Consider the following 20,392-nt stretch of genomic DNA (forward strand, 5'->3'; position numbering starts at 1 on the left):
GGTCACCAGCCCAGCAGGGCGAACGGGTCGTGGGTCGGTCGGGCATCGTCAGCAGTCGTGGCGGATGAGGGCAGGCCGGTGGGGACGCTGAGCCAGGCGTGGCGGATCCGCCGCGTGGTGAAGCCGCGTTCGCGGGGTGCGAAGGACAGCGGAACATCCTGCAGGGTGCCATCGCCGAGTGGGTCGTCGAAGGTCGCGGCCAGGTCGATCAGGTGCGGGGAGGACGGCTCCGGACCACGCTGGGCCTGTCGGCGGTAGGCGTTCTTGGCGGCCTCACCCGCTTGCCACGGCTCCTGGGCGAGAACGTCCTCGAGCGTGCCGTCGCGTACCGTCCCGAGGGCGATCGGCTGTGTGGGGACGCAGGAGCGTCGGCCGAGGGCGAGGGGGAAAGCCGGGTGGCGGACGGCCTCGGCGAGTGTCGTGACGAGGGCGACCGGGCCCTGGACGGCGGCGACGAACACCGCGTCCTGGAGGTAGTAGCGGTGGGTGACGTGGGTGTCCTTGGCCGGGGAGGTCGGCTTCTGGAGGCCCTTCGCGTTGACGCCGGCCTGCGGCAGCGGCCGGCCCCGGTAGTCGCTGACGGTGTGGTAGTCGCGAATCAGGGTCCCGGGCTGGTCGATACGCACGCCCAGCCGAAGGCGGACCAGGTTGGTGATGTCCTTTTCACGGGGGTATCCCGCTGCGGCGGCGAGCAGCCCGACGACGCCGGACTTGGTCGGCTGGGGCGGGGTGTCGCGGCGGTTGAAGGCGCTGTGCTCGCCCCAGGACTGCAGGGGCCCGGCAAGGCGCAGCACGAGGACCGCCTGGTCCTGCTCCGGGGTCGGAGCCGGCTCGGGGGTGGGGTCGGCGAGCATCAGTTGCTGTTCACCCGCTCGGTGAGGGCGGTGCGCAGGCCGTCGCGCAGCTCGGCGAAGGTGCGGTTCTTGCCGAATGCCTGCCCCAGCTTTTGGCCGGTTTCGTCGGTGTCGTTGGCGAGGGTGTGGCAGACGGCGACGTAGGGCGGGGTGTCGCCCCACTGGTCGGTGGCGGTGGCGAATTCGGTGGCGAGGCGGCGTGCGGACTCGGCGACGATACCTCGGCTGGCCGGGACGGGGTTCTCGTAGGCGGAGACGAGGTTGACGGGCTGGTCGGTGCGGACGACGACGGCGACGAGGCTGGGGCGGGTGCGGTGGGCGAAGGAGTTGCCGTAGCCGGTGGGCATGGAGCGGGCGAAGGAGTCGACGAAGAGGTCGACGGCGTCGATGGTGGCCTTGTCGTCGCCGAGGTTGTCGTGCAGCTGGTGGAGGCCGACGGTGGCGTAGCGGTAGAGGGTGGCGGAGTTGAAGCCGATGGTGCCGATCATGCCGGCGCCGGTCTCGTCGGCGCTGTTCTCGTCGTCGACGGCCGTGTAGTAGTCGAATTCGAGTTCGGTGGCGTGGGTGGAGATGGCGTGGGCGACCTGGGTGGCGGCGTCGACGTTCAGGCCGGGGATGTCGGCGACCATGCGGCCGAAGAGGGCGACGTCGGCGGGGTGTCCGGTCTGCAGCTGCTCGCGTACCGGAAGGGTCTTGACGGCCTCGTCGAGACCCTTGCCGTCGAGGGCGGCGAGGTCGGCGGCGCTGCTCGCGACGAGGTCGATGATGCCGTCCAGCTGGCGGCGTCCGTAGAAGAGGAGGTAGGCAGTGTCGCCTTCCTTCTTGCCCGCGGAGATGCCGGTCGACTTGATCAGGGCGCCGGCGATCCGCTGGGCGTCCTCGGCGTCGATGCCGGTGCGCTCGGCGATGCCCTTGGCGAGCTGGGCGGCGATTCGCTTGGTGCGGGTGGCGAGGTCTTGCGGGTCGCGGCTTTCGGCGAAGTGGATGCGGGTGGCGCGCTTCCAGGCCTGGGAGGAGACGCGGGAGCGGCGCTTGCCTCCGAAGTAGGCCTCCTTGGGGTTGCCGTTGTCGTCCCGGTTGAGGTTGGCCGGCGGGACGGTCTGCAGGATGTGCACGTCGATGTAGAGGCGGTCGGTCATGCGCTACTCCCTCGGGGATGGTGGTTCCTGTGGTGGTTGGGCCGCGGTTGCGGAGCTTCGCAGGTGCCGTCAGCCGGCGGGCGCCGTGTCCTTCCACGCCTGGTAGCCGATGGCCCACTTGAGGCGGATCTGCGGGCGTCGGTCGGTGCTGTGCCAGGCCTGGATGTCGGCCATCAGGTGGTTGTAGTCCAGCGGCTGACCGACGGTGCGCAGCTGGGTGATCAGGCCTCGCAGGTGGACCAGCAGTGCGGACACGCTGGTCGCATTGGCGAGCTGGGCGACCCGGGTGTCGAGCGCCTCCTCGCTGAACTTTCCGCTTCGGCGCAGGGCGCGCATCGCCTCGCCGAGCTTGACGCCGCGCCGGTGCATCGGCTTGGACTGGCTCTGTTGGTGGAGGCCGTAGAGGGCCAGGGCGGCGTGTTCGGCCTTCTGTTCGTCGGAGACTTCGTCGCGCAGCGCGAGGACGTCGTTGACCTCGCAGCTGTAGAGCGGCCACATCTTGGGGCTGTCCATGACGGGCCGTCCGAGGCCGGAGCGCAGGGCGGCGAGGTCCTCGCCCGGGGGCCGGTACGGCTGCTTGGTGCGTTGGTCGGTACGCCATGTGTGGTCGGGGCCGGTGAACTTGTCCCAGTACCGGCGCGGTTTGGCCGCGACCTTCTGCTCAGTCGTCAAGGTCCGCTCCAGGGTCGGATTCGGGGTCGAGGGTGGTGGCAGTCTCGGCCGCCCGGGCGGCGGCCGCTTCCCGCCGGGCGTCGGCGTACCGGGGGAGGATCTCGTCGACCTGGCGCCGGAAGTTGGCGCCAGCGGTACCGAGTCGGTAGGCGAGCGTCTTGCCCGCCTTTCCGGGCTGGTCGAGGGTGCGGCCGCCGAAGGTGCCGGCGGGCGCGGCCAGCAGGAGCGTGTTCGCCGCATCCCGCGCGTGGCGGTGGGCGACTTCCTCCCATGCCAGTCGGCCCTTCTCCAGGGCGTCCTCGTCGGTGCCGGCGTCGCGGACGCCGGCGAGCAGGCGGCGGACCAGCGGGTCGAGGGTGTGCAGGAGGAGTTCGCCGGGGCGCTGGCCCTTGTCCCAGGGGATGGGGTCGGTGCCGGCGGCCCGGCGCAGGTCGGCGGACAGGTTGTTGACGGCCTTCGCGAGGCGTTCCGCCTGCTCGGCGACGTCCAGGAGGAGTTGGTGGGCTTCGCTGTCCTGGTGGAGGGCGAGCAGGGGGAGGGGGATGGCGTCGTGGATGATGTCTTCGACGATGGCCGACTGGGTGCCGTAGACCATGCCGAAGGTCTCGACCTGCAGCCGGTAGTCGGCGGGGAGTTGGCCGTCCTCCTGCAGGGCGCTGATCTGGTCGAGCAGGATGCTGGTCTCGAAGCCGTCGGTGCTCTGGCGTGTCGGAGCGAGGAGGGCTTCCAGGCCGCGCCAGGCGGCCTTGCCCTGGGTGTGGCGGCGCGGCCTGCGTTCGGGCAGCGCCGAGGCGGACTTCTTGGCGGGGGCTGTGAAGATCCAGGCGGTGTGCGGTTCCAGTTCGGACATGGGCGTGAGTCGGTCGCCGGCGCCGATGACCACCCGGGAGACCTTCAGTTCGCCGCCCTCGTCCTGATGCGGGATGAGTCGGATCCGCCGTGCCTGCCACGTCCACAGGTCGATGAGGCCCTCGGCCGCGCGTGGCTTCCACCCGGGGCCGTGCGGGCCGCGCAGCCACTGCGGGACCCCCAGGGCCCCGGCAGGGGTGACCGGGAGGTTCAGCAGGAGAGTCTCGTACAGCGTGCGCCCGGTGGGGACGATCACCCCGAGCTGGCCGAGCGGACCGGTGGGGTTCCCGGTCGTCTTGCCCGCCTTGACCTGGGGGTCGCCGACGACTCCGGTCTTGATCGCCGCCGTGTCCCAGCAGTGGGCGTGCAGGAGCCAGTGGGTGGCCTGGGCCGGGGTCAGGTCGAGCGGGTCCGCGTCGGTGCGGCTGGCGAACAGCGGGACGTTGTTGCCGCTCGCCGCGGTCGCGACCAGGGCGGCGGAGCCCTTCGTCTCGTCCTTGGCAGTCCGTAGTCCGGCGACCTGCCCGAACGGGGCGACCGGATCGAACAGGTCGAACCTCGCACGGTGCTCGCCGAGGTAGGTCCCGAGGTCGCCGAGCTCAGCCGGTGTGAACCTTCCCTGCGCGAACCGCTCACCCTTCTCCCGCAGGGTCTGGGGTGCACCGGTGGCGTCGGCGACGACGGGTAGAAGGACCTGGCGTAGGACGGCCGGGAGCTGGGTCGAGAACTCGACGACGAGGCCCTCGAGCTCGTGTGCCCGGGCCATGGCCTCTGCGATCCCCAGCGTCACGGGCGGCCCGCCGCCGACGGGCCGTGCCGTCAGCCACGGTTTTTCGGCAAGGTTGTACCCAGGCACGCGCTGTTCTCCCAACTGGCCCTGTTTAGAGCTTGGTTCGGGTTCATCGTGGCATTGCCGGAGGCCCTCTGTGGGGCTAATGCTTAAACTGCCCCTCGGCCCCGCGGACAGCCTGCGCGGGGATGGCCCCTGGCCGTGTTTGCGAGCCTCACCTGGCTGCAAGTCGGCCCCGCGGTCGCGGGGTTGGGGCCGTGTTGGCGGAGCCGGCAGGCTGTCGGCTCCGCCCACGCGCCCTACCGGAACGGGCGCCCTCCACTGACCACAAGTCCGAGCAGATCGTCATAGCGCAGCCGAAAGTCACCGAGAACCGCAGCACCGTTCTCGTCGAGCTCGAGCGCCAGAGCGTGCCGCAGCCACGGATGATCACGCCAGCCCGGCAGCGGCCTCAGCGCCTGCTCGGCCGCCTCGGTGAGGGACGCGGGCAGGCGCACCGTGCCGGCGAGCACGTCGTCCACTACCTCGGCCGCGACCTCGCCGTTCGGCCCGAGCCTGCGCCCTGTCACCGCGCGGAAGCCATCACCGCTGCGGCGTACCAGGACGACCTCGACGCTCCGGTCACCGTCGCGAACGAGCGCCTCGAACTGCCCCTCCGCAAGGGTGCCTTGGCCGCCGTAGTGCAGTCCGGCCAAGGTCTGGGATCCGTGTTCGCCCGCACGCGTGAGCAGGTACTGCGCAGCCTCGTCCCGCCGCTTCTGCTGGCGTACCTCCCACTCCTGCCGGGCCTGTGCCTCCGCTTCTGCCCAGCTGGCGGGAACGACCGGATGGGTGCCGTAGACCCGCGCCACCAGCTCGGGCACCTGCCCGGGGATGTCCCACTGCCCGCCCGCGGCGCTGGTTACCTCGGCCGCCGTGCGCAGCAGGAGGTACCGCCCGTAGATCTTCTCGGAGGCCCGCAGGATGTGCGGCGGGCCATCGTTCCGCCAGCCCAGGCCGGTGATGACGACGGTGGGCTTGGACAGCGGGCCGGGACGCTCGACGCCGTCGTGGCGGTGGAGGCGGCCGATGCGCTGGAGGAGCAGGTCGATCGGTGCGAGGTCGGTGATCAGCAGGTCCGCGTCGACGTCGAAGGACTGCTCCGCGAGTTGGGTGGCGACGACGATCAGCCTGTCGGGCCGGTCGGCCTCACTGGTGGGCGGCCCGAGCAGTTGCAGGACCTCATGCGTACGGTCGGCCCGATGTCCCGCGTGGAGGCCGCCATGAAGGAGCCGAACGTCGGCACCGAACTCCTGCCGGAGGGCCTCGAACGTACGCTGGGCGCGGGCGACGGTGTTGCGGATGACGAGGACGCATCCGCCGTCAACGAGACGCTCGCGCAGAAGGCTGGTCACGGCGTCATCTTCCGGCCCCGCGCCGCCGTTCAGCGTCCGGGAGTCCTGCGGCTCGTCCAGCACCTCGACCCGCACCGGCAGGTCGGCGCGCCAGGACGTCGTGCTCTCCACCATCAGTTCCGGCCGTGCGTCCCGCCCGAGCCAGGCCGCCGTGACGCTCGGATAGCCCTGTGGCTCGGGCAGTTCCGGCGCTGCCAAGGCTGCCTCGATCGACTGCGCACCAGCCAGGTAGGCGGCGACCAGCCGGCGCCGCTGCTCCGGAGGCAGGGTTGCCGAGAGGAGCACCACGGGCACGCCGGCCTGCCCAAGCCACCAGAGGCCTTCCAGCAGGAACTGCGACATGTAGACGTCGGCGGCGTGGACCTCGTCGAGGACGACCACCTTGCCCACCAGGCCGGCCATGCGGAGCATGACGTGCTTGGTGCGGGTAGCGGCGTAGAGGAGCTGGTCGATGGTGCCGACCGCGAACGGGCTCAGCAGGCCGCGACGACGGCCGAGGAACCACTCGGCAGGTGCCTTGCGCTCCGCGTCCTGCCCGGCCTGCGCGAACTGGGAGGGCAGACCGTACTCGTCCTCGGCCACCGACGTGTAACAGTCGTCGGCGTCCTGCCCCCACTCCCCCGCGTCGTCGAGCAGGCCTCGCCATTCCTTGTTGAACATCCGTTTGCCGTGCAGCAGCGCGACCTGGCTCTCCAGCCCGTCCTCGATCTCGCGAAGCCAGAGCCGGAGCTGGGAGAACATCGGGTCTGCGGTCGCCTGGGTCGGCATACCCAGGAATACGCCATCCGCGCCGTGGCGGGCACCCATGAACTCGGCCGCCGCCAACGCCGATTTCGTCTTCCCCTCCCCCATCGGCGCCTCGATGATCACCAACCCGGGGCCACTCATCCGCCGGGCCACATCAAACACGAGCTCCTGCGACGGCCGGGGCCCGTGGCCGAAACGGTCGCGGAAGGTCTCGGGCCCGGGAACGGCCAACTCCCCCCAGCCACCCCGCAGTCCCAGCTGCGACCACGCGGCCGCGGCCCGCTTCCGCGCCTCCGGCATCGTCACCTTCGCCAGATCGGATACACCCTTGAAGTGCCGCTCGTCGCTGGCGATCCAGTCCGCCATCACCACGAAGCCGGACAGCTGCAGCTGCACCGCACGGCTCGGCACCACCACCGGCTCAACCGGCGCGAGCGGAGCCTCGCCCTCGTAGCCGAGTTCCCTGGAGAAGACGTCGACCAGCGCCGATTGGGCCAACTTCCAGGACGGGCTACGACCTTGCCACTCCTCCTTCTTCGGACTCAACTGCCCCAGCGTCGGGAAGCTTCCGTGGTGGCCGGCGATCAACGGCCACACCCAGTCGCGCTGGTCATGCGACCAGCCGGCCTCGTCGAAAAGCGCTCGCAGCACGCGGGCACCCGCCTTGTCGTGCCGCCAAGTCGCGCCCTTTACTGGGTACTTGTCCCACACGAGCCCTGCGCAACGGACCGCCTCCGCGCCGACGGGATCAAGGTGCTGAAACATCGGCGTGGCCTTGCCACAGTCATGAATCCCGCACAACCAGGCGAACAGCCTCCGCCCCTTGCCCCGGCCGCCCGCGAGGGCGTCCAGACGAACCCGTGTCACCGGCGGCAGGTAACGGTCCCACACGATCTCCGCGGCCGCGGCAGTGTCCAGCATGTGCGACAGCAACAGGTTGGCAGTGCCGCCGGCCCGCCCTGCGGATTTGCCCCACAAGGCACCAAGCCAGCCCCTGACCTGCGGTGGATACCGCCGCCAGCGGTCATCGACCATCGTCCGACCTCCCATGCAAGATAGGCTTCAGGAGCGTAGGGCACGGGACTGACAACTCGGCCAGCAGCAAAGAATGATGAGATAATGCCCCACTTCGTCGAGAAGCTGACAGCCAATCGAACTAACTCAGAACGCACCCACTGAGGCAGATCACCGCAGGTCAACAAGTGTCGGCCCCGCGCTCGCGGGGATTGCTCCATCGAGGAGGCCGAACAGGTCAAGCAGCGGACGTCGGCCCCGCGCTCGCGGGGATTGCTCCTGTAGTCAGCGGATCTACTGAACGATGAAGACGTCGGCCCCGCGCTCGCGGGGATTGCTCCGCGTTCGGGTAGCTTGTCGTTGCCATGGAACGGTCGGCCCCGCGCTCGCGGGGATTGCTCTCGGCAGGAGCGGATTGCCACTGCCGAACGACAGTCGGCCCCGCGCTCGCGGGGATTGCTCCCGTACGGCGGCCGCCGCCGGGACCGGCCGGGCGTCGGCCCCGCGCTCGCGGGGATTGCTCCGGCAGGGCGGCCACCTGGCGTCCGGATGGTAGGTCGGCCCCGCGCTCGCGGGGATTGCTCGTCGAGTTCGCCAAGTCGATGGAGCTCCGCGGCGTCGGCCCCGCGCTCGCGGGGATTGCTCCGCCCTCGACGCCGAACGGGCGCCCGTTGGTGCGTCGGCCCCGCGCTCGCGGGGATTGCTCCTGATCAACCCCGGCCGGGGCCTGCCCGCCCCGGTCGGCCCCGCGCTCGCGGGGATTGCTCCAGCGTACGGCGCAGCGTGGCGTTTTGGGCGGTGTCGGCCCCGCGCTCGCGGGGATTGCTCCGCGTCACCCTCCAACCCCAGCTCGTCGAGCTGGTCGGCCCCGCGCTCGCGGGGATTGCTCCCGCGTCGGCGATGCGCTGCGGCAGCGGCTTGCGTCGGCCCCGCGCTCGCGGGGATTGCTCCCCCGGCGCCGCCCATCCCCGCTACCACCCCGCGTCGGCCCCGCGCTCGCGGGGATTGCTCGCCGATGGGGCAACCCCTGGGCCTTCCGCACCCGTCGGCCCCGCGCTCGCGGGGATTGCTCTGGATTCGCGGGAGCGACCCGGCCGGCCTGAACGTCGGCCCCGCGCTCGCGGGGATTGCTCCCGGTTCGTCCAGATCTACAAGAACGGATCGCTGTCGGCCCCGCGCTCGCGGGGATTGCTCCGGGGCCAGACGGCGCCCGGCAGCGCGCTCGCAGTCGGCCCCGCGCTCGCGGGGATTGCTCCGGCCTGCCCGTCGAGGCCCCGCGCACCGGCGTGTCGGCCCCGCGCTCGCGGGGGTTGCTCCCTCCGGCTGTCGGCCACTGCTCGACGATCGACCTGCATAACAGATCCCGCGTGTTCATCGACCACGTCCGGTGAACACGCGGGATCAGCCGGGGAAGGCATCGGACGGGGCACAGCAGCACGATCAGAGTGCCAGGTGGTGCGGACTCGACGGCAGTCGCACGTTGTTGCCCCCGTCAACCATCTGACGCAGGAGGTTGTAGCCCGCCTGGGCCGACAGGTAGCGGCTCGCACAGAGCGACTCCATGACCCCTGTCGTATCGACGGTGGTGATGCCGCGGCGCGTGGCGAAGCTCGTCGAGTGCCGATCGTCGCTTATCCAGATCGCGCCCTTGAAGTCCGGATCCGTCATGAGCAGGTGGAGCGTCTGGGCCTCGCCGAGGTTCTTGCGCGGCTCGTCCGGCGAGGCGCCGAGTCGACCGACACGGATGTCTTCAACTGCGGCAGCATCCGCGATCTCGATCGGCGGACCTAGGAAGTGTTCGAGGTCCTGCACTTTCATGCGGCGTAGCTCGAACACCATCCGGGTAGCGTCGTGGGTCTCTCGCCAGACGGATTCCACCCAGCGTCCCCGACGTTCCAGGTAGATCTCCAGGAGATCGATCCTGCCGACCGATCCGTAGTTGCAGATCACGGTGGTGTCGGGGAAGCAGAAGGTGCTCATGGGCTGAACGCGATCTCCGTTCCGGAATCGGACGGCATCGGCGACGTCTGCGCGGGCTCGGGCGGAGCGGGCTCAAGGATATCCAGGAGCTCGTCCGGATCGAGGCTGAGGAGGGTCGCCAGCGGTCGGACGGTAATGTCACCCCGAGCATATGCCTTAACTGCCAAGCGAGTTAGCGCTCGTGGATGCCAACCACCGTTGCTCGCTTCAGCGTTGAGCATGTGCTGATCAAACGCGTCGGCGGCGTGCGCACAGTCAACCGTTGATGTCGCTCCCCACTCTCGTAGTTGAGCTGTGGTGAGCAGCCCAAGCACCTTCAGCCGCGTTGCCATTGCACTCGGAGAGACCTTGAAGTGCCAGGCCATCCGCAGGACATCGACCCGCTTGGGCGAAGCGCCGGCTTCGGACAGGATGGCTTCTGTCGGCATGAGGAACTCTGCAGCGAAAGCGTTCGCCTGTACTTCCCTGGCGTCGGCGGTCCGACCGGGCTGGACTTTCTCCACGACGGCGTCGTCGTAGGCGTCGCGAGCGAGGATGTGCCCGAGCTCGTGCGCTAGCGTGAATCGCTGACGGGTCCACACCCGGGTCTGTGTGACGAGGATCAGGTGAAAGAGCTCGGTCGACCACGACAGGCCGTCCAGCTTGTCCGGCAACGCGGTGGAGGCGATCACCACGTCAAAGGCCTGCTCGAAGTCCGCCGCTAGTTCCCGAGTGGAGCGACCCCACGGCTCGCGTGGGAGAGCCTTAGTCGCCGCACGGGCCAGGTCGTTGCCACGTTCGACACTGGTGCCGACCTGGTTCGGCTCGAGAAGGGGTGAAAGTGGCAACGTGTATCCGATGCGGTGCAGGCCATCGATGACCTGCTCGTACCGGCTGAGAATGGCACGTACATCAGCAGTGTTGTGATCGACCTCGATGGACTTCCGGGCAGCTGTTCCTACAGCCGTACGCGGCTCGACACCGCGGAGAAGCCAGTCGATGGTTGTCCCACCGTACTCAGCGATCAATGCCAGTTCAAGGGACGTAAACCGCCGTGTTCCCTTGAGGGATTTTGACAGCTTGTCCGGGGAGATTCCAATGCGCGCGGCCACGACGGATTGGCTCTCACCCGCTGTGCCGATGACGTAACGAACGCGCTCAATCAGTTCGGCATCCATGCTGTGACCGTACCGCCGAGTTGCGATTCTCGCAATCGGCCTGCCACGGATGTGATCTGGGATTCACCTGCTCGGGCCAGCATGCACCAGCGAAACACTGGCAATCACCCTGACCTGCGGAAAAGCCACCCAACATTCGTCACTGGCCAACCCGACTGGACACAGAAACCAACCAGAGCCGCAACGACCCACCACCGCTGCCCAGAAACCGACCAAACAAACACTGCACGCCGTTGCCGCACGACAAGCGTCGCCTGTACCAGGCGAACCGCTACTCCCTCCAGTGCCAGGACGATGCTGCAGGCGCCAGCGGGCTTCGGCCCCGCGACACCCCTAGTCATCACCGGTCAGAAGGTGTCAGCCTTGCACACAGGGCTGCTCCCCCAGGCAGCGGCTGGCCGGCACCCGTCGGGAGCTGGCCCCGTACGCTCGGAAGCTGCTCGTCGGGTCGGCTGGAGTGGATACCGAACGTGGGTCGGCCCGCGCATGCATGGATTGCTACTTGAGCCCGAAGCCGTCGATGCTGGTCGCGTCGTCAGGCCCGTACTCGAGGGGATTGCCTGAAGGAGTTTGGTGAGACAATCACGTTGTTCTTTTCGGTCCCGCGCTAGCGGGGATTGCTCCCCCAGGTCACAGCCGTTACAGGTGCCGGTACGGTGGGCCCCGCGCTCGCGGGGATTGCTCCAGGCTCCACAGGGCCGCGCAGGCGGCCATCGCGTCGGCCCCGCGTTCGCGGGGTTGCTCCCCGGAGTACCGCTGACCCACGCTGGTCGAGACGTCGGCCCCGCGCTCGCGAGGATTGCTCCTCGCCCCCGGCGGCGTGATCGTGGCGCCCGTCGTCGGCCCCGCGCTCGCGGGGATTGCTCCCTGGTCGCGGGGACGATCACCGTGCCATCCTGTCGGCCCCGCCCTCGCGGGGATTGCTCCAGCTGGATCGGGGTCCTGTGCGCCCGGAAGTAGTCGGCCCCGCGCTCGCGGGGGTTGCTCCGTCAGCCAGCTGAGGCTCTGCATAGCCGAAGCGTCGGCCCCGCGCTCGCGGGGATTGCTCCAGCATCTCGGCGAGGTCGAGCCCGGCCGCGATGTCGGCCCCGCGCCCGCGGGGATTGCTCGGCATCCACGTTCGGCTGGATCGGCGCCCGGCCGTCAGCCCCGCGCCCGCGGGGATTGCTCTCATCATGGCCGTCATGGCGCTGGTTGCGGCGAGTCGGCCCCGCACTCGCGGGGATTGCTATGGCCCTGACTGGCATCACCACCGCCCGCTCGGGCATCTACCTGCTGCGCGCGCTCGCCGAGGCCGAGGACGCCAGCCGGGTCACCGACCTCGCCCACCGCCTCATGGTCAAGTCCTCCCACGTCACCCGGCAGATCGACCGCCTCCAGGGCCAGCGGCTGGTGGCCCGCACCCAGGACCCGACGGACCGCCGGGCCCGCCAGGTCGAACTCACCCCCGAGGGACACGCCGTGCTCGACCGGCTGAAACAGGCCAACATCACCGGCCTGGCCGACGCACTGGACGGCGTCCCCGACCCGGACGTCGCCGCCACCGTCAGCGTGCTACGCCACCTGATCGACCGGTACGTCCAGCGGGCGCGCGCCACCATGCACACCGAGGACGGCACACCCGCCCTGCCCGGGCAGGACTGCCGAGACCTGCGATCAGGACGGGACGGCCAGGCGGCGCTGCTCCTTCACCGGTCCGCCGCCGCGGAAGGCACGTCTCGGGATCATGCACCCGGTTACCCCGGATCGTTCCGGATTACGTGGCGGTCACTGCCCCACTAGCTTGTCGACGCCGTCCGCCCGAGCGGCCGGCCCGGAGTCCAGGGAGCAGCGATGTCGATGACCGTCACCGCCGGCCGGCCGAGCGCCGCCGTGCTCGGGCAGCAGCAACTCGACCGGCGGGAGCGTGAGGTGCTGCACGCGGTCGGCTGCGGGCTGCGGGACGACGAGATCGCCGCGGCGCTGGCCGTCCCCGAGGAGGTCGTGGCCGGGCACCTCGCGCGGATCCTGGCCAAGCTCGGGCTGCGGGACCGGGCCGCCGCCATCGTCCACGCCTTCGACTGCGGGCTCGTCTCCCCCGGCCGCGGCCCCCGCACGCGGGAGGCGGGCCCGGTGCTGCGCAGTGGCGGCGCCGCGCGGGCGGGCGGGCCGCGGGTGCGGATCTCCGTGCTCGGGCCGCTGCGGGCCTGGCAGGACGGGCGCCCGCTGAACCTGGGGCACCTGCGCCAGCAGGCCGTGCTCGCGGCGCTGGCGCTGCGCGGCGGACGGACGGTCAGCCGCCAGGAGCTCCTGGACGGTGTCTGGGGCCAGGAGCCGCCGGTGACCAACGTGGTGCCGGTCTACGTCTACCGGCTGCGCAAGGCGCTGCGCCTGGGAGACGGCCCGGACCAGGTGATCGAGCACGACCGCTGCGGCTACCGGCTCGTCCCCGGCGCGGCCGACGTGGACCTGGCGCGCATGGAGGACCTGGTCGCCGGGGCGAGGAGCGCCCACCGGGCGGGCGACACGGCCGAGGCGGTGCGCCTGTGCGCGCGGGCGCTGGACCTCTTCCGCGGCGAGCTCCTGGCCGGGCTGCCCGGTCCGCTCGCCGAGCTGGAACGGGTGCGGCTCACCGAGCGCCGGATCGCCGTCGCGCAGCGCAAGTCGGAGTGGCAGCTGCGGCTGGGCCGGCCCGCCGAGGCGGTGGCCGAGCTGTTCGCGCTGTCCGCGGAGCACCCGCTGAACGAGCCGGTGGCCGCGATGCTGATGCGCGCGCTGTACCGCGGCGGCCGGCAGGCCGACGCGCTGGCCGTGTTCGCCCGCGCCTGCCGGCACCTGGCCGACGACCTGGGTGTCGCGCCGAGCCGGATGCTGCGGCGCACCCACCAGATGATCCTGCACGGGGACGAGGCCGGCCTCGGTCTCACCACCGTCGTGCGGTGAGACCGAGGCCTTCAGCGGTTCCGTACGGCCGTCAGGAGGCGAACGCCCGCTCCAGGCGCGGGATCAGGTCGCGCAGGTCCTGCTCCCAGCAGTAGCCGTTGTGGCCGCCGTTGCACTGGGTGCCCCAGGCGGAGCCGTCGCCGTAGTCGACGTAGTAGTACGGCATGCCCAGGGCGTCCATGCGGTCCTTGACGTGCTTGGACGCGCCCTCCAGCCAGAACTCCAGGTCGGTGGGCACCCCGCGGCCGTTGCCGACGTAGACGGAGACGCCGACACCGGCGAGCTTGTCCATGTGCTGCGACGGGTCGACCGCGTTCCAGCGCCAGTCCACGTTGAACACCGGGTAGGGCGAGCCGAACAGGGCGTCGCTGTCCACACCGGGCTTGTAGGGGTCGTTGTTCGGGTCGCAGAACCCGGACGCCGAGGCGCAGACCACGCCCTGCGCGTCGACGAGCGTGGCGACGGCGGCCAGCCGCAGGTCCATGGAGTCGGCGGACAGGTCGATGTCGCCCGACAGGGAGGCGGTCTGGCTGAACAGGTCGGGGCGGTCCTGGGCGTAGTGGAAGGCTCCGAACCCGCCCATGGAGACGCCGGCGATCGCCCTGGCCTTCTTGGTGGCGAGGGTGCGCAGGTTCGCGTCGATGAACGGGATCACCTGGTTGAGGTGGAAGTTCTCCCAGTTCTGGGCGCCGAGCACGGTGTTCTGGTTGAGCCAGTTGGCGTACCAGCCGCGGGGGCCGCCGTCCGGGATGACGGTGATCATCGCGTTGGAGGTGGTCAGCGCGGGGTAGTTCTGCTGGATCGGGTCGTCGGGCGAGCCGTGCAGGAAGTACAGCACGGGGTAGCGCCTGGCGGGGTCGTCGTAGTAGCCGCTCGGCAGGATGATCTTGATGTGGTGCTTGCCGGTGACCTCGGGCGTGGTGACGGTGAGGTAGAAGTTGGTGGGTCCGCCGACGGTCGTGTCGACCTGGGTCAGGCCGAAGCCGTCCGCCATCCGGGGCGGCCCCGCGGGGGCCGGCTGGGCCGCCTGGGCCGGGACGGCCGTGGCGGCCGTCCCGACGAATCCGACGACGGCGGCCAGCAGGGCCACCACCGTTCGCCAGCGGGTGGGTTTCTTCGTCACGGTGTTGTTCCCCCTCGTGTGTGGTGTGGTGCGGTGTGGTGCGGTGTACGGCGCGGTCTCAGTCGAGGACCTTGACCTCCAGGGCCGGTGAGGCCGCGATCTGGTCCTCGGTGTACCGTTCCGTCACCCACTGGCCCGCCGAGAACAGCCGGGTCTGGTCGGCGTAGTGCGGCGAGTTGGGGTTGGCGGACTGGGAGTAGGTCAGCACCGAGGCGGACTGCGGCGGGCCGTCGGCGGTGAACAGCGTCTGCTGGATGAAGCTGGAGCCGAAGGTGATGTCCAGCTTGCCGTCGACCATGCCGGGGGTGACCACGTTCAGCACGCCCAGTTCGTGGATCGAGCCGTGGATTGGGATCTGCTCGCCGTTGCGGGTGATCTTCTGGACGTCCCCCAGCCGCGCGTTCAGCGCGATGCCGGAGTTGCGCAGCGCGAGGACCGCGCGGGCGAGCGAGTTGCGGACGGCGTCGTTGCCGGGGTCCAGCGAATTGGGCGTGTGCACCGGGTCCTTGGGGTCGAAGGGCACCCGCCAGGGCAGCTTGTCGGGCGTCTGCCCGTTCGTCAGGTAGGCCCAGAAGTTCTCGAACAGCCACGAACCCCGGCTGTCCGCCGTGTACTTGTGGTCCCAGGCGGCCAGGATCGGGCAGGCCTCGCTGATGTTGACGAGGTTGCCGTCGACCAGGACGAGCCCGAACAGGGTGTTCTGGCACGCCGTCACCGTGGCGTTGAGGGCGAGGTCGGCGGCCCTGCTGTTGTCGGCGAACAGCAGTTGGCGCATGTTCTCCGGGGTGAAGCCCCGGCCCGGCAGGCCGTCGGTGCCGTTGATCCGGTTCTGCGCGGTCAGGATCAGCTCCTGGGTTCGCAGCGAGCGGGGTGCGGCGGTGTCGCCCATGACGCGCGGGAAGGCCAGCGGCTGCTCGGGGTTGGCGAGCCAGGCGCTGTCGTTGGCGTTGCCGGCGAAGTCGGAGCGGATCAGGCGGGGCTGTTTGTGCGGGTCCAGCAGGCCGGGCGCGACCGCGTTCGGGTCGTCGGGCCAGTCGCACTCGCTGCGCTTGCCGTCGAAGATGGAGATCGGCGGGATGTTGGGCAGCTTCAGGGGCTGGTTGAACAGCAGTTGGCCGGTCAGGGTGAGGCAGGACTGCGCGTGGGCGTCGGTGATGTTCGGGGCGGCCTGGATGTCGGCGTAGAGGGCGTTGCCCTTGCGGTCGGCGGCGACGGTGTTGAAGAAGGGGACGCCCTCGGTGGTCTCCAGGGCGCTGACGACGTCGTTGACGTCCTTGGCCTGGTCGAGGTGGAGCCACGTGTTCAGGGCCCGCAGGTTGTCCATGTTGGCGTCGCGCACCGCATGGGCGCTCACCACCCAGGGCAGCGGGATTCCCTGCATGGAGGTGGTGACGGGCCCGTAGCGGGTGGACCACAGCGTGCGGGTGACCCGGCCGACGGTGCCGTCCGCGTTCAGCACGTCGACGCCGACCTGCTGGGAGGTCATGGGCTGCCAGGCGCCGTCCACCAGGTAGTTGGTCGGGTGCAGCGGGTCCACCTGCACGTCGAACAGGCCGAACGGGGCGACGGTGGCGACGGTGTGGCTCCAGGCGACGTCGTCGGTGTGCCCGATGTTCACGGCGGGCAGGCCGAGCAGGCTGGCTCCGGAGACGTTGAACCGGCCCGGGATGGTGAGCTGGCTCTGCCACATCCGGTTCTTGCCCTGCCAGGGGAAGTGCGGGTTGGCGAGGAGCATGCCGGTACCGGTGCCCGCGGCCACGCCCTGCGCGCCGACGGCCAGGGCGTTGCTGCCCATGCTGCCCTCGCTGCGGGCGGCGGCCATCGCGTCGGCGATCTTCGCCGCGGTCTCCTCGGGCGAGGCCTGCGGAGCGGCGGTCTGCGGCGCGGCCTCCCGCGGAGCGGCCTCCTGCTGTCCGGCCTTCGCCCGTGGTGCGGCGGCCTGCGGTGCCGCCGATGCTCCCGGGGGTGCGGCGTTGACCTCGCCGTCCAGCAGCGGGTCGGCGACGCCCATGATGATCTCGGCGTGCGCGTGCCGGTAGACGTCGAGTTCGGTGATCGGGCGCACCCAGGCCGCGCCGCGGCAGGCCGGGTCGGAGATGTTGTTGACGCCGGTCTCGGCGAGGTAGCGGTTGTACCCCTTCACGTAGCCGCGGATGGCATCCTTGACCTCCGGCTCCGGCCCGTTGGGGGCGGGCTGGTCGATCAGCCGCTCCACCACCCGGTTGTCGTTGATCCGCTGGAAGTACAGGTCGCTGTTGAGGTTGGTGGTGGTGTTCTGCTTCTCGCCGGGGCTCGTCCTGCCGTCGGGGCCCAGGTAGCGGGAGCGCTGGGCGTTGACCATCAGGTAGGTGTCGGCCAGGGTGCAGATGTTGTCCTTGGCCGCGGCGTACCCGTAGCCCTCGCCCAGGCCGCCCAGGGTCGAGGCGATGATGTGCGGGATCCCGTACTCGGTGTACCGGATCGTCGGCCTGTCCGGCCCCGGCGCTGCGTCGGGTGTGCCGGCGGGTGCCTTGGCGACCGCCATCGTGCCCAGCAGGGCCGCCGCGGCCATGAGCGCCACCGGCAGCCGCATCGTCGATCTCCTCCGTGCCATCGGGCCGTCCTCTCCCCTGCGTTCCCGTGCTTCTGTCTGGACACGGTCACGCTAGGGAGGGGCGATGAAATCCCGGTGACGGGGGCGGCCGCCCGGCGGACTGCCGGGCGGCCGAAGGGTGGTGCGTGCCGTGCGCGTCCGCGCGCCTACCAGGAGGCGGGGTGCCAGACGCCGTTGTACCACTCCTCGTTGGCGCTGTCGTTGTGGTGGTCCATGTCGCGGTCCACGTTGTAGTTGTTGACGTGGTTGGCCGGGTAGGTCCAGATGCCGGCCGACTCGTCGCAGACGTAGTCCCAGTTGCAGATCGTCTTGACCGGCACGTTGCCGAAGTTGCGGTCGGCGCCGGCGAGCGGGTAGCCGATGAGGCCGCCGAACGGCACCGCCCCGCCGTTGGCCCCGGGCGGGCCCTGGCGCTTGGGGTCCGATACGAGGATGGCGTTGACGTTGTCGAAGGTCCGCCAGTTCTCGCTGACCCAGACGTGCACGACCCCGGCGCCCAGGGAGTACCCGGCCATCTTGACGTGCTGGCCCGGACACGCGGCACGCTGGTCGCGCACCAGCCGGTTCAGCTCGTTGACGCCCGCGCGCGTGCTCGCGCCGTTCGGGATGTCGGTGGGATACCCGACGTGCTGCTGGATGTTGCCGCGGAAGCCGTCGTCCCACCACTTGCTGCCGGTGCCGCCGACGACGATCGTGTAGGTGCCCTCGCACGGGGCGGTCACGCGCGTCGTGGCGGCCTGGGCCACGGTGCCCTGGGCCGCCGTCAGCCCGGTGGTCATCAGGAGTCCGGCCGCGGCGGCCGCGATCCTTCGTGCTCGCATTCGCTTCTCCCCACGCAGTGGGCCGACGCGTCCGCTCTCCGGTGTGGTGCGGTGCGCTGGGCGGTCGGCCGAGGTGTCCGGACGACAGTGACAGCGGGCGATGACATCGTGATGAAGCCCGTGGTGGGTGGTCGTTCGTACAGCTCCCGGCGCGGGGAGGTGCCGGTCCGCCAGAGAACGCCGGTCCGTCAGGGAGCGCCGGTGCGTCAGGAAGTACTGTCGGCCAGGTGGTCGAGGGCCTGGCCGATGAGGGGCTCGTGCCGGTGCGGGGCCAGCCGTTCGCGGTAGCGGAGGGCGATGCCGGGCGGGAGGACCCCGGTGACGTCGATGGCGTGGTGGACGGTCGTGGCGGCGGGGCCCAACTCTCCGAGGGCGAGGTGCGCGTCGAGTGTGTACAGCAGGGCCAGGGGCGTGTAGGGGGACGGCGGGGCGGCGGACGCCGGGGGCCGGGGGTGCGTCAGCGGGCCGAAGTACGGCTGGGCCCGGCGGGGGCGGCCGAGGTGGAGCCAGGCGGTGGCGCGGGCGACGGGCAGGTAGCGCTCGTGCAGGTCGAACTCGGCGGAGGGGTCGGGCGGGTGGCGGTCGTCGGGGGTGCCGGCCACGGCTTCCGCCCGGTCCAGCGCCCGCGCGCAGGCCTCGCCCTCCCCCAGGCGGGCAAGGGCGATCGCCTCCTTGAGGTGGAGCCCGGCCGAGCCGCCCGGCGCGGGGTGCGGGTCGGCGAGGCGGGCGGCCCGCACGACGGCCAGGGCGTCGGCCGCGTCACCGGCGATGATGTGACGGTTGGCGAGCTGCGCGAGGGCGGCCGACACGCACCCGGTGTCCCCCGCGGCGGCGGCCGCGCGGACGGCGGCGAGGTTGTGGCGCTCGGCCCTGGGCTCCTGGCCGAGGGTACTGGCGAGCCACGCGCAGACCAGGGCCGTGCGGGAGACGAGCCGCAGGAGCCGGCGGGCGGTGGGCCCGTCGTAGCCGGTGGTGGTCACCAGGTGGACGGCCAGGCGGTGTTCGGCGAGCGCAGCGGCGTACAGCGCGCCCAGCGGGACGAGCGTGCCGTTCTCGTGCTGTTCGAGGGCGGCCGTCCTGGCCTCGGTCCACTGCAGGCGCTCCTCGCACAGGGGCGGGCCCTCGCGGCCCGGGGCGCGGCCGGATCCGGGCCCGGCGGCGCCGAGCAGGGCCAGTGTGCGCGTGAGCCGGGCGGCGAGCGCGGGGCCCTGCAGGGCGAAGGCGGACCAGCGGTCCTCCGCGGACGGCCGCCGGCCGTCGTGGGGCGTGCCGGTACCGCCCTCGGCCGCCTCCGCTCCCGCCAGGTGCAGCCAGTGCGGCCAGCCGAGGCGGCGGACCTCGCCGGCCGGGACACCGTGGATGCGCGCCATGGCGAGCTGGGCGGAGCGTTCGGGGACGATCCGCCCCGCCTCCCAGCGCGACACCTTCTCCCGGCGGGCAGCCATCTGCCCCAGGCCCAGGTCGGCGTGGGCCCGGGCCACCAGACCGGCGTACTCGGCCTGGGACACGCCCATCGCCGTCCGCAGCAACGTGAGGGGATGCGCCATGGCGGGACGAACCTCGCAGGAGCCGGGGCCACACCGGCTCGCGGGTGGGGGAACCCCGGCTCCGGGAACCGCTCCCCATCCTAGGCGCGGAGCATGCCGGGCGCGGTGCCCGCCGGGCGGCGCGGAGCTTCCCGGGCGCGGAGCTCGCCGGACGGCGCGGCGCCCGTCAGGCGGCGACGAGCTCGCGCAGGTCGATGCCGCGGTGCAGGGCGCGCAGGTCGTCGAGCAGACCGGACGGCGGCACGGCGAGCACGCCGCAGCGCGCCCGGTTGAGGCAGTGGCGGGTGACGGAGCCGGGCAGCAGCCGGCGCAGCCTGCCGCGCGCGCCGCCCTGGCGGCCGGTGCTGACCACCAGCAGGTCGCCCGGGCGCTCTGCCAGCCCGGTCAGGACGGGCCCGGCCTGACCGCGGACCACCATCGGTTCCACCGGCACGCCGATCGGCAGGCCGCCGAAGGCCTCCTCCAGCGCGCGGTCCAGGCGGGTGCGGGCGGCGTCCTCCCACTCGCGCAGCAGCGGCGGGCAGGGCTGCGCACGGTAGTTGCGCTCGCCGCCGACGGGGGTCCAGGCGAGCACCGGCACGAGGACGGCGCCCCGGGCCCGGGCCTCGGCCGCCGCGCGGTGCAGGGCGGTCAGGCTGTGCAGCGAGCCGTTCACTCCGACGATGACGCGTGCGCCGTACGACATGATCCTTCGCTTTCCCGTGTCAATCCCGCTTGATGTCTGCGATTACATTGACACAGTCCCGCATCGACCTGCAAATGCAAGGTATAAACTGAATCCTTCCTTTCA

14 protein-coding genes and 1 CRISPR repeat array are annotated in these 20,392 nt (G+C 71.1%); of the genes, 2 read left to right on the forward strand and 12 right to left on the reverse strand.

From position 1 onward, the window contains the following. Positions 1 to 2 precede the first annotated feature (2 nt). The 7 genes from cas5e to ACFVSN_RS37200 all read right to left on the reverse strand — a co-directional run bounded on the left by cas5e (position 3) and on the right by ACFVSN_RS37200 (position 10,596). Positions 3 to 854: a type I-E CRISPR-associated protein Cas5/CasD gene (gene cas5e, locus ACFVSN_RS37170; protein ID WP_387595996.1), complete on the reverse strand. Its 852-nt coding sequence runs from the start codon at positions 852 to 854 to the stop codon at positions 3 to 5. Beyond that, positions 854 to 1,993, reverse strand: a complete 1,140-nt coding sequence (gene cas7e, locus ACFVSN_RS37175; protein ID WP_387595993.1) for a type I-E CRISPR-associated protein Cas7/Cse4/CasC — start codon at positions 1,991 to 1,993, stop codon at positions 854 to 856. The genes cas5e and cas7e overlap by 1 nt, the downstream gene beginning before the upstream one ends. A gap of 69 nt (positions 1,994 to 2,062) precedes the next feature. Further along, complete coding sequence (gene casB, locus ACFVSN_RS37180; RefSeq protein WP_387595991.1) at positions 2,063 to 2,665, reverse strand: type I-E CRISPR-associated protein Cse2/CasB; 603 nt, start codon at positions 2,663 to 2,665, stop codon at positions 2,063 to 2,065. Further along, positions 2,655 to 4,370 carry a type I-E CRISPR-associated protein Cse1/CasA gene (gene casA / locus ACFVSN_RS37185; protein WP_387595988.1) on the reverse strand — a complete coding sequence of 572 codons (1,716 nt, stop codon included), beginning with the start codon at positions 4,368 to 4,370 and terminating at the stop codon, positions 2,655 to 2,657. The genes casB and casA overlap by 11 nt, the downstream gene beginning before the upstream one ends. 233 nt (positions 4,371 to 4,603) lie before the next feature. Then, on the reverse strand, positions 4,604 to 7,480 hold the full coding sequence (gene cas3 / locus ACFVSN_RS37190; RefSeq protein ID WP_387595985.1) for a CRISPR-associated helicase Cas3': 2,877 nt from the start codon (positions 7,478 to 7,480) through the stop codon (positions 4,604 to 4,606). Between the two features lie 169 nt (positions 7,481 to 7,649). Further along, a CRISPR array of direct repeats spans positions 7,650 to 8,776; the repeat unit is 29 nt; unit sequence GTCGGCCCCGCGCTCGCGGGGATTGCTCC. Positions 8,777 to 8,899: 123 nt separating this feature from the next. Continuing rightward, complete coding sequence (locus ACFVSN_RS37195) at positions 8,900 to 9,439, reverse strand: hypothetical protein (protein WP_387600464.1); 540 nt, start codon at positions 9,437 to 9,439, stop codon at positions 8,900 to 8,902. Beyond that, the gene (locus ACFVSN_RS37200) at positions 9,436 to 10,596 is read right to left on the reverse strand and encodes a helix-turn-helix domain-containing protein (RefSeq protein WP_387600467.1); all 1,161 of its coding nucleotides are present in this window, start codon (positions 10,594 to 10,596) and stop codon (positions 9,436 to 9,438) included. The genes ACFVSN_RS37195 and ACFVSN_RS37200 overlap by 4 nt, the downstream gene beginning before the upstream one ends. A 1,230-nt stretch (positions 10,597 to 11,826) precedes the next feature. Between ACFVSN_RS37200 and ACFVSN_RS37205 the strand changes: the two genes are divergently transcribed. Next, positions 11,827 to 12,378 (forward strand): MarR family winged helix-turn-helix transcriptional regulator, encoded by a 552-nt coding sequence (locus ACFVSN_RS37205; protein WP_387600470.1) that lies wholly within the window; start codon positions 11,827 to 11,829, stop codon positions 12,376 to 12,378. Positions 12,379 to 12,429: 51 nt separating this feature from the next. Further along, positions 12,430 to 13,518, forward strand: coding sequence for a BTAD domain-containing putative transcriptional regulator (locus ACFVSN_RS37210; protein ID WP_387600472.1), 1,089 nt, complete (start codon positions 12,430 to 12,432; stop codon positions 13,516 to 13,518). Between the two features lie 31 nt (positions 13,519 to 13,549). Here the strand turns inward: ACFVSN_RS37210 and ACFVSN_RS37215 are convergent, their stop codons facing one another. From ACFVSN_RS37215 to ACFVSN_RS37235, 5 genes are all read right to left on the reverse strand, one after another. Next, positions 13,550 to 14,602: an alpha/beta hydrolase gene (locus ACFVSN_RS37215; RefSeq protein ID WP_387600563.1), complete on the reverse strand. Its 1,053-nt coding sequence runs from the start codon at positions 14,600 to 14,602 to the stop codon at positions 13,550 to 13,552. Positions 14,603 to 14,699: 97 nt separating this feature from the next. Continuing rightward, entirely contained in the window at positions 14,700 to 17,234 is a 2,535-nt protein-coding gene (locus ACFVSN_RS37220) for a penicillin acylase family protein (protein WP_387600475.1), read from the reverse strand. A 146-nt stretch (positions 17,235 to 17,380) separates the two neighbouring features. After that, on the reverse strand, positions 17,381 to 18,055 hold the full coding sequence (locus ACFVSN_RS37225) for a cutinase family protein (RefSeq protein ID WP_387600478.1): 675 nt from the start codon (positions 18,053 to 18,055) through the stop codon (positions 17,381 to 17,383). A gap of 206 nt (positions 18,056 to 18,261) precedes the next feature. Then, positions 18,262 to 19,602: a hypothetical protein gene (locus tag ACFVSN_RS37230; protein WP_387600481.1), complete on the reverse strand. Its 1,341-nt coding sequence runs from the start codon at positions 19,600 to 19,602 to the stop codon at positions 18,262 to 18,264. Between the two features lie 166 nt (positions 19,603 to 19,768). Beyond that, on the reverse strand, positions 19,769 to 20,287 hold the full coding sequence (locus tag ACFVSN_RS37235) for a universal stress protein (RefSeq protein ID WP_380440413.1): 519 nt from the start codon (positions 20,285 to 20,287) through the stop codon (positions 19,769 to 19,771). Between the last annotated feature and the right edge of the window lie 105 nt (positions 20,288 to 20,392).

The sequence above is a fragment of the Kitasatospora sp. NPDC057904 genome (assembly GCF_042887925.1).
Lineage (GTDB): Bacteria > Actinomycetota > Actinomycetes > Streptomycetales > Streptomycetaceae > Kitasatospora.

Bases quoted from the DNA above. Each gene is read 5' to 3' on its own strand.
- ACFVSN_RS37210 (WP_387600472.1), top strand. From the start codon at position 12,430: ATGTCGATGACCGTCACCGCCGGCCGGCCGAGCGCCGCCGTGCTCGGG.
- cas3 (WP_387595985.1), bottom strand. From the start codon at position 7,480: ATGGTCGATGACCGCTGGCGGCGGTATCCACCGCAGGTCAGGGGCTGG.
- ACFVSN_RS37225 (WP_387600478.1), bottom strand. From the start codon at position 18,055: ATGCGAGCACGAAGGATCGCGGCCGCCGCGGCCGGACTCCTGATGACC.
- ACFVSN_RS37200 (WP_387600467.1), bottom strand. From the start codon at position 10,596: ATGGATGCCGAACTGATTGAGCGCGTTCGTTACGTCATCGGCACAGCG.
- cas7e (WP_387595993.1), bottom strand. From the start codon at position 1,993: ATGACCGACCGCCTCTACATCGACGTGCACATCCTGCAGACCGTCCCG.
- ACFVSN_RS37235 (WP_380440413.1), bottom strand. From the start codon at position 20,287: ATGTCGTACGGCGCACGCGTCATCGTCGGAGTGAACGGCTCGCTGCAC.
- ACFVSN_RS37230 (WP_387600481.1), bottom strand. From the start codon at position 19,602: ATGGCGCATCCCCTCACGTTGCTGCGGACGGCGATGGGCGTGTCCCAG.
- ACFVSN_RS37220 (WP_387600475.1), bottom strand. From the start codon at position 17,234: ATGGCACGGAGGAGATCGACGATGCGGCTGCCGGTGGCGCTCATGGCC.
- ACFVSN_RS37195 (WP_387600464.1), bottom strand. From the start codon at position 9,439: ATGAGCACCTTCTGCTTCCCCGACACCACCGTGATCTGCAACTACGGA.
- ACFVSN_RS37205 (WP_387600470.1), top strand. From the start codon at position 11,827: ATGGCCCTGACTGGCATCACCACCGCCCGCTCGGGCATCTACCTGCTG.
- cas5e (WP_387595996.1), bottom strand. From the start codon at position 854: ATGCTCGCCGACCCCACCCCCGAGCCGGCTCCGACCCCGGAGCAGGAC.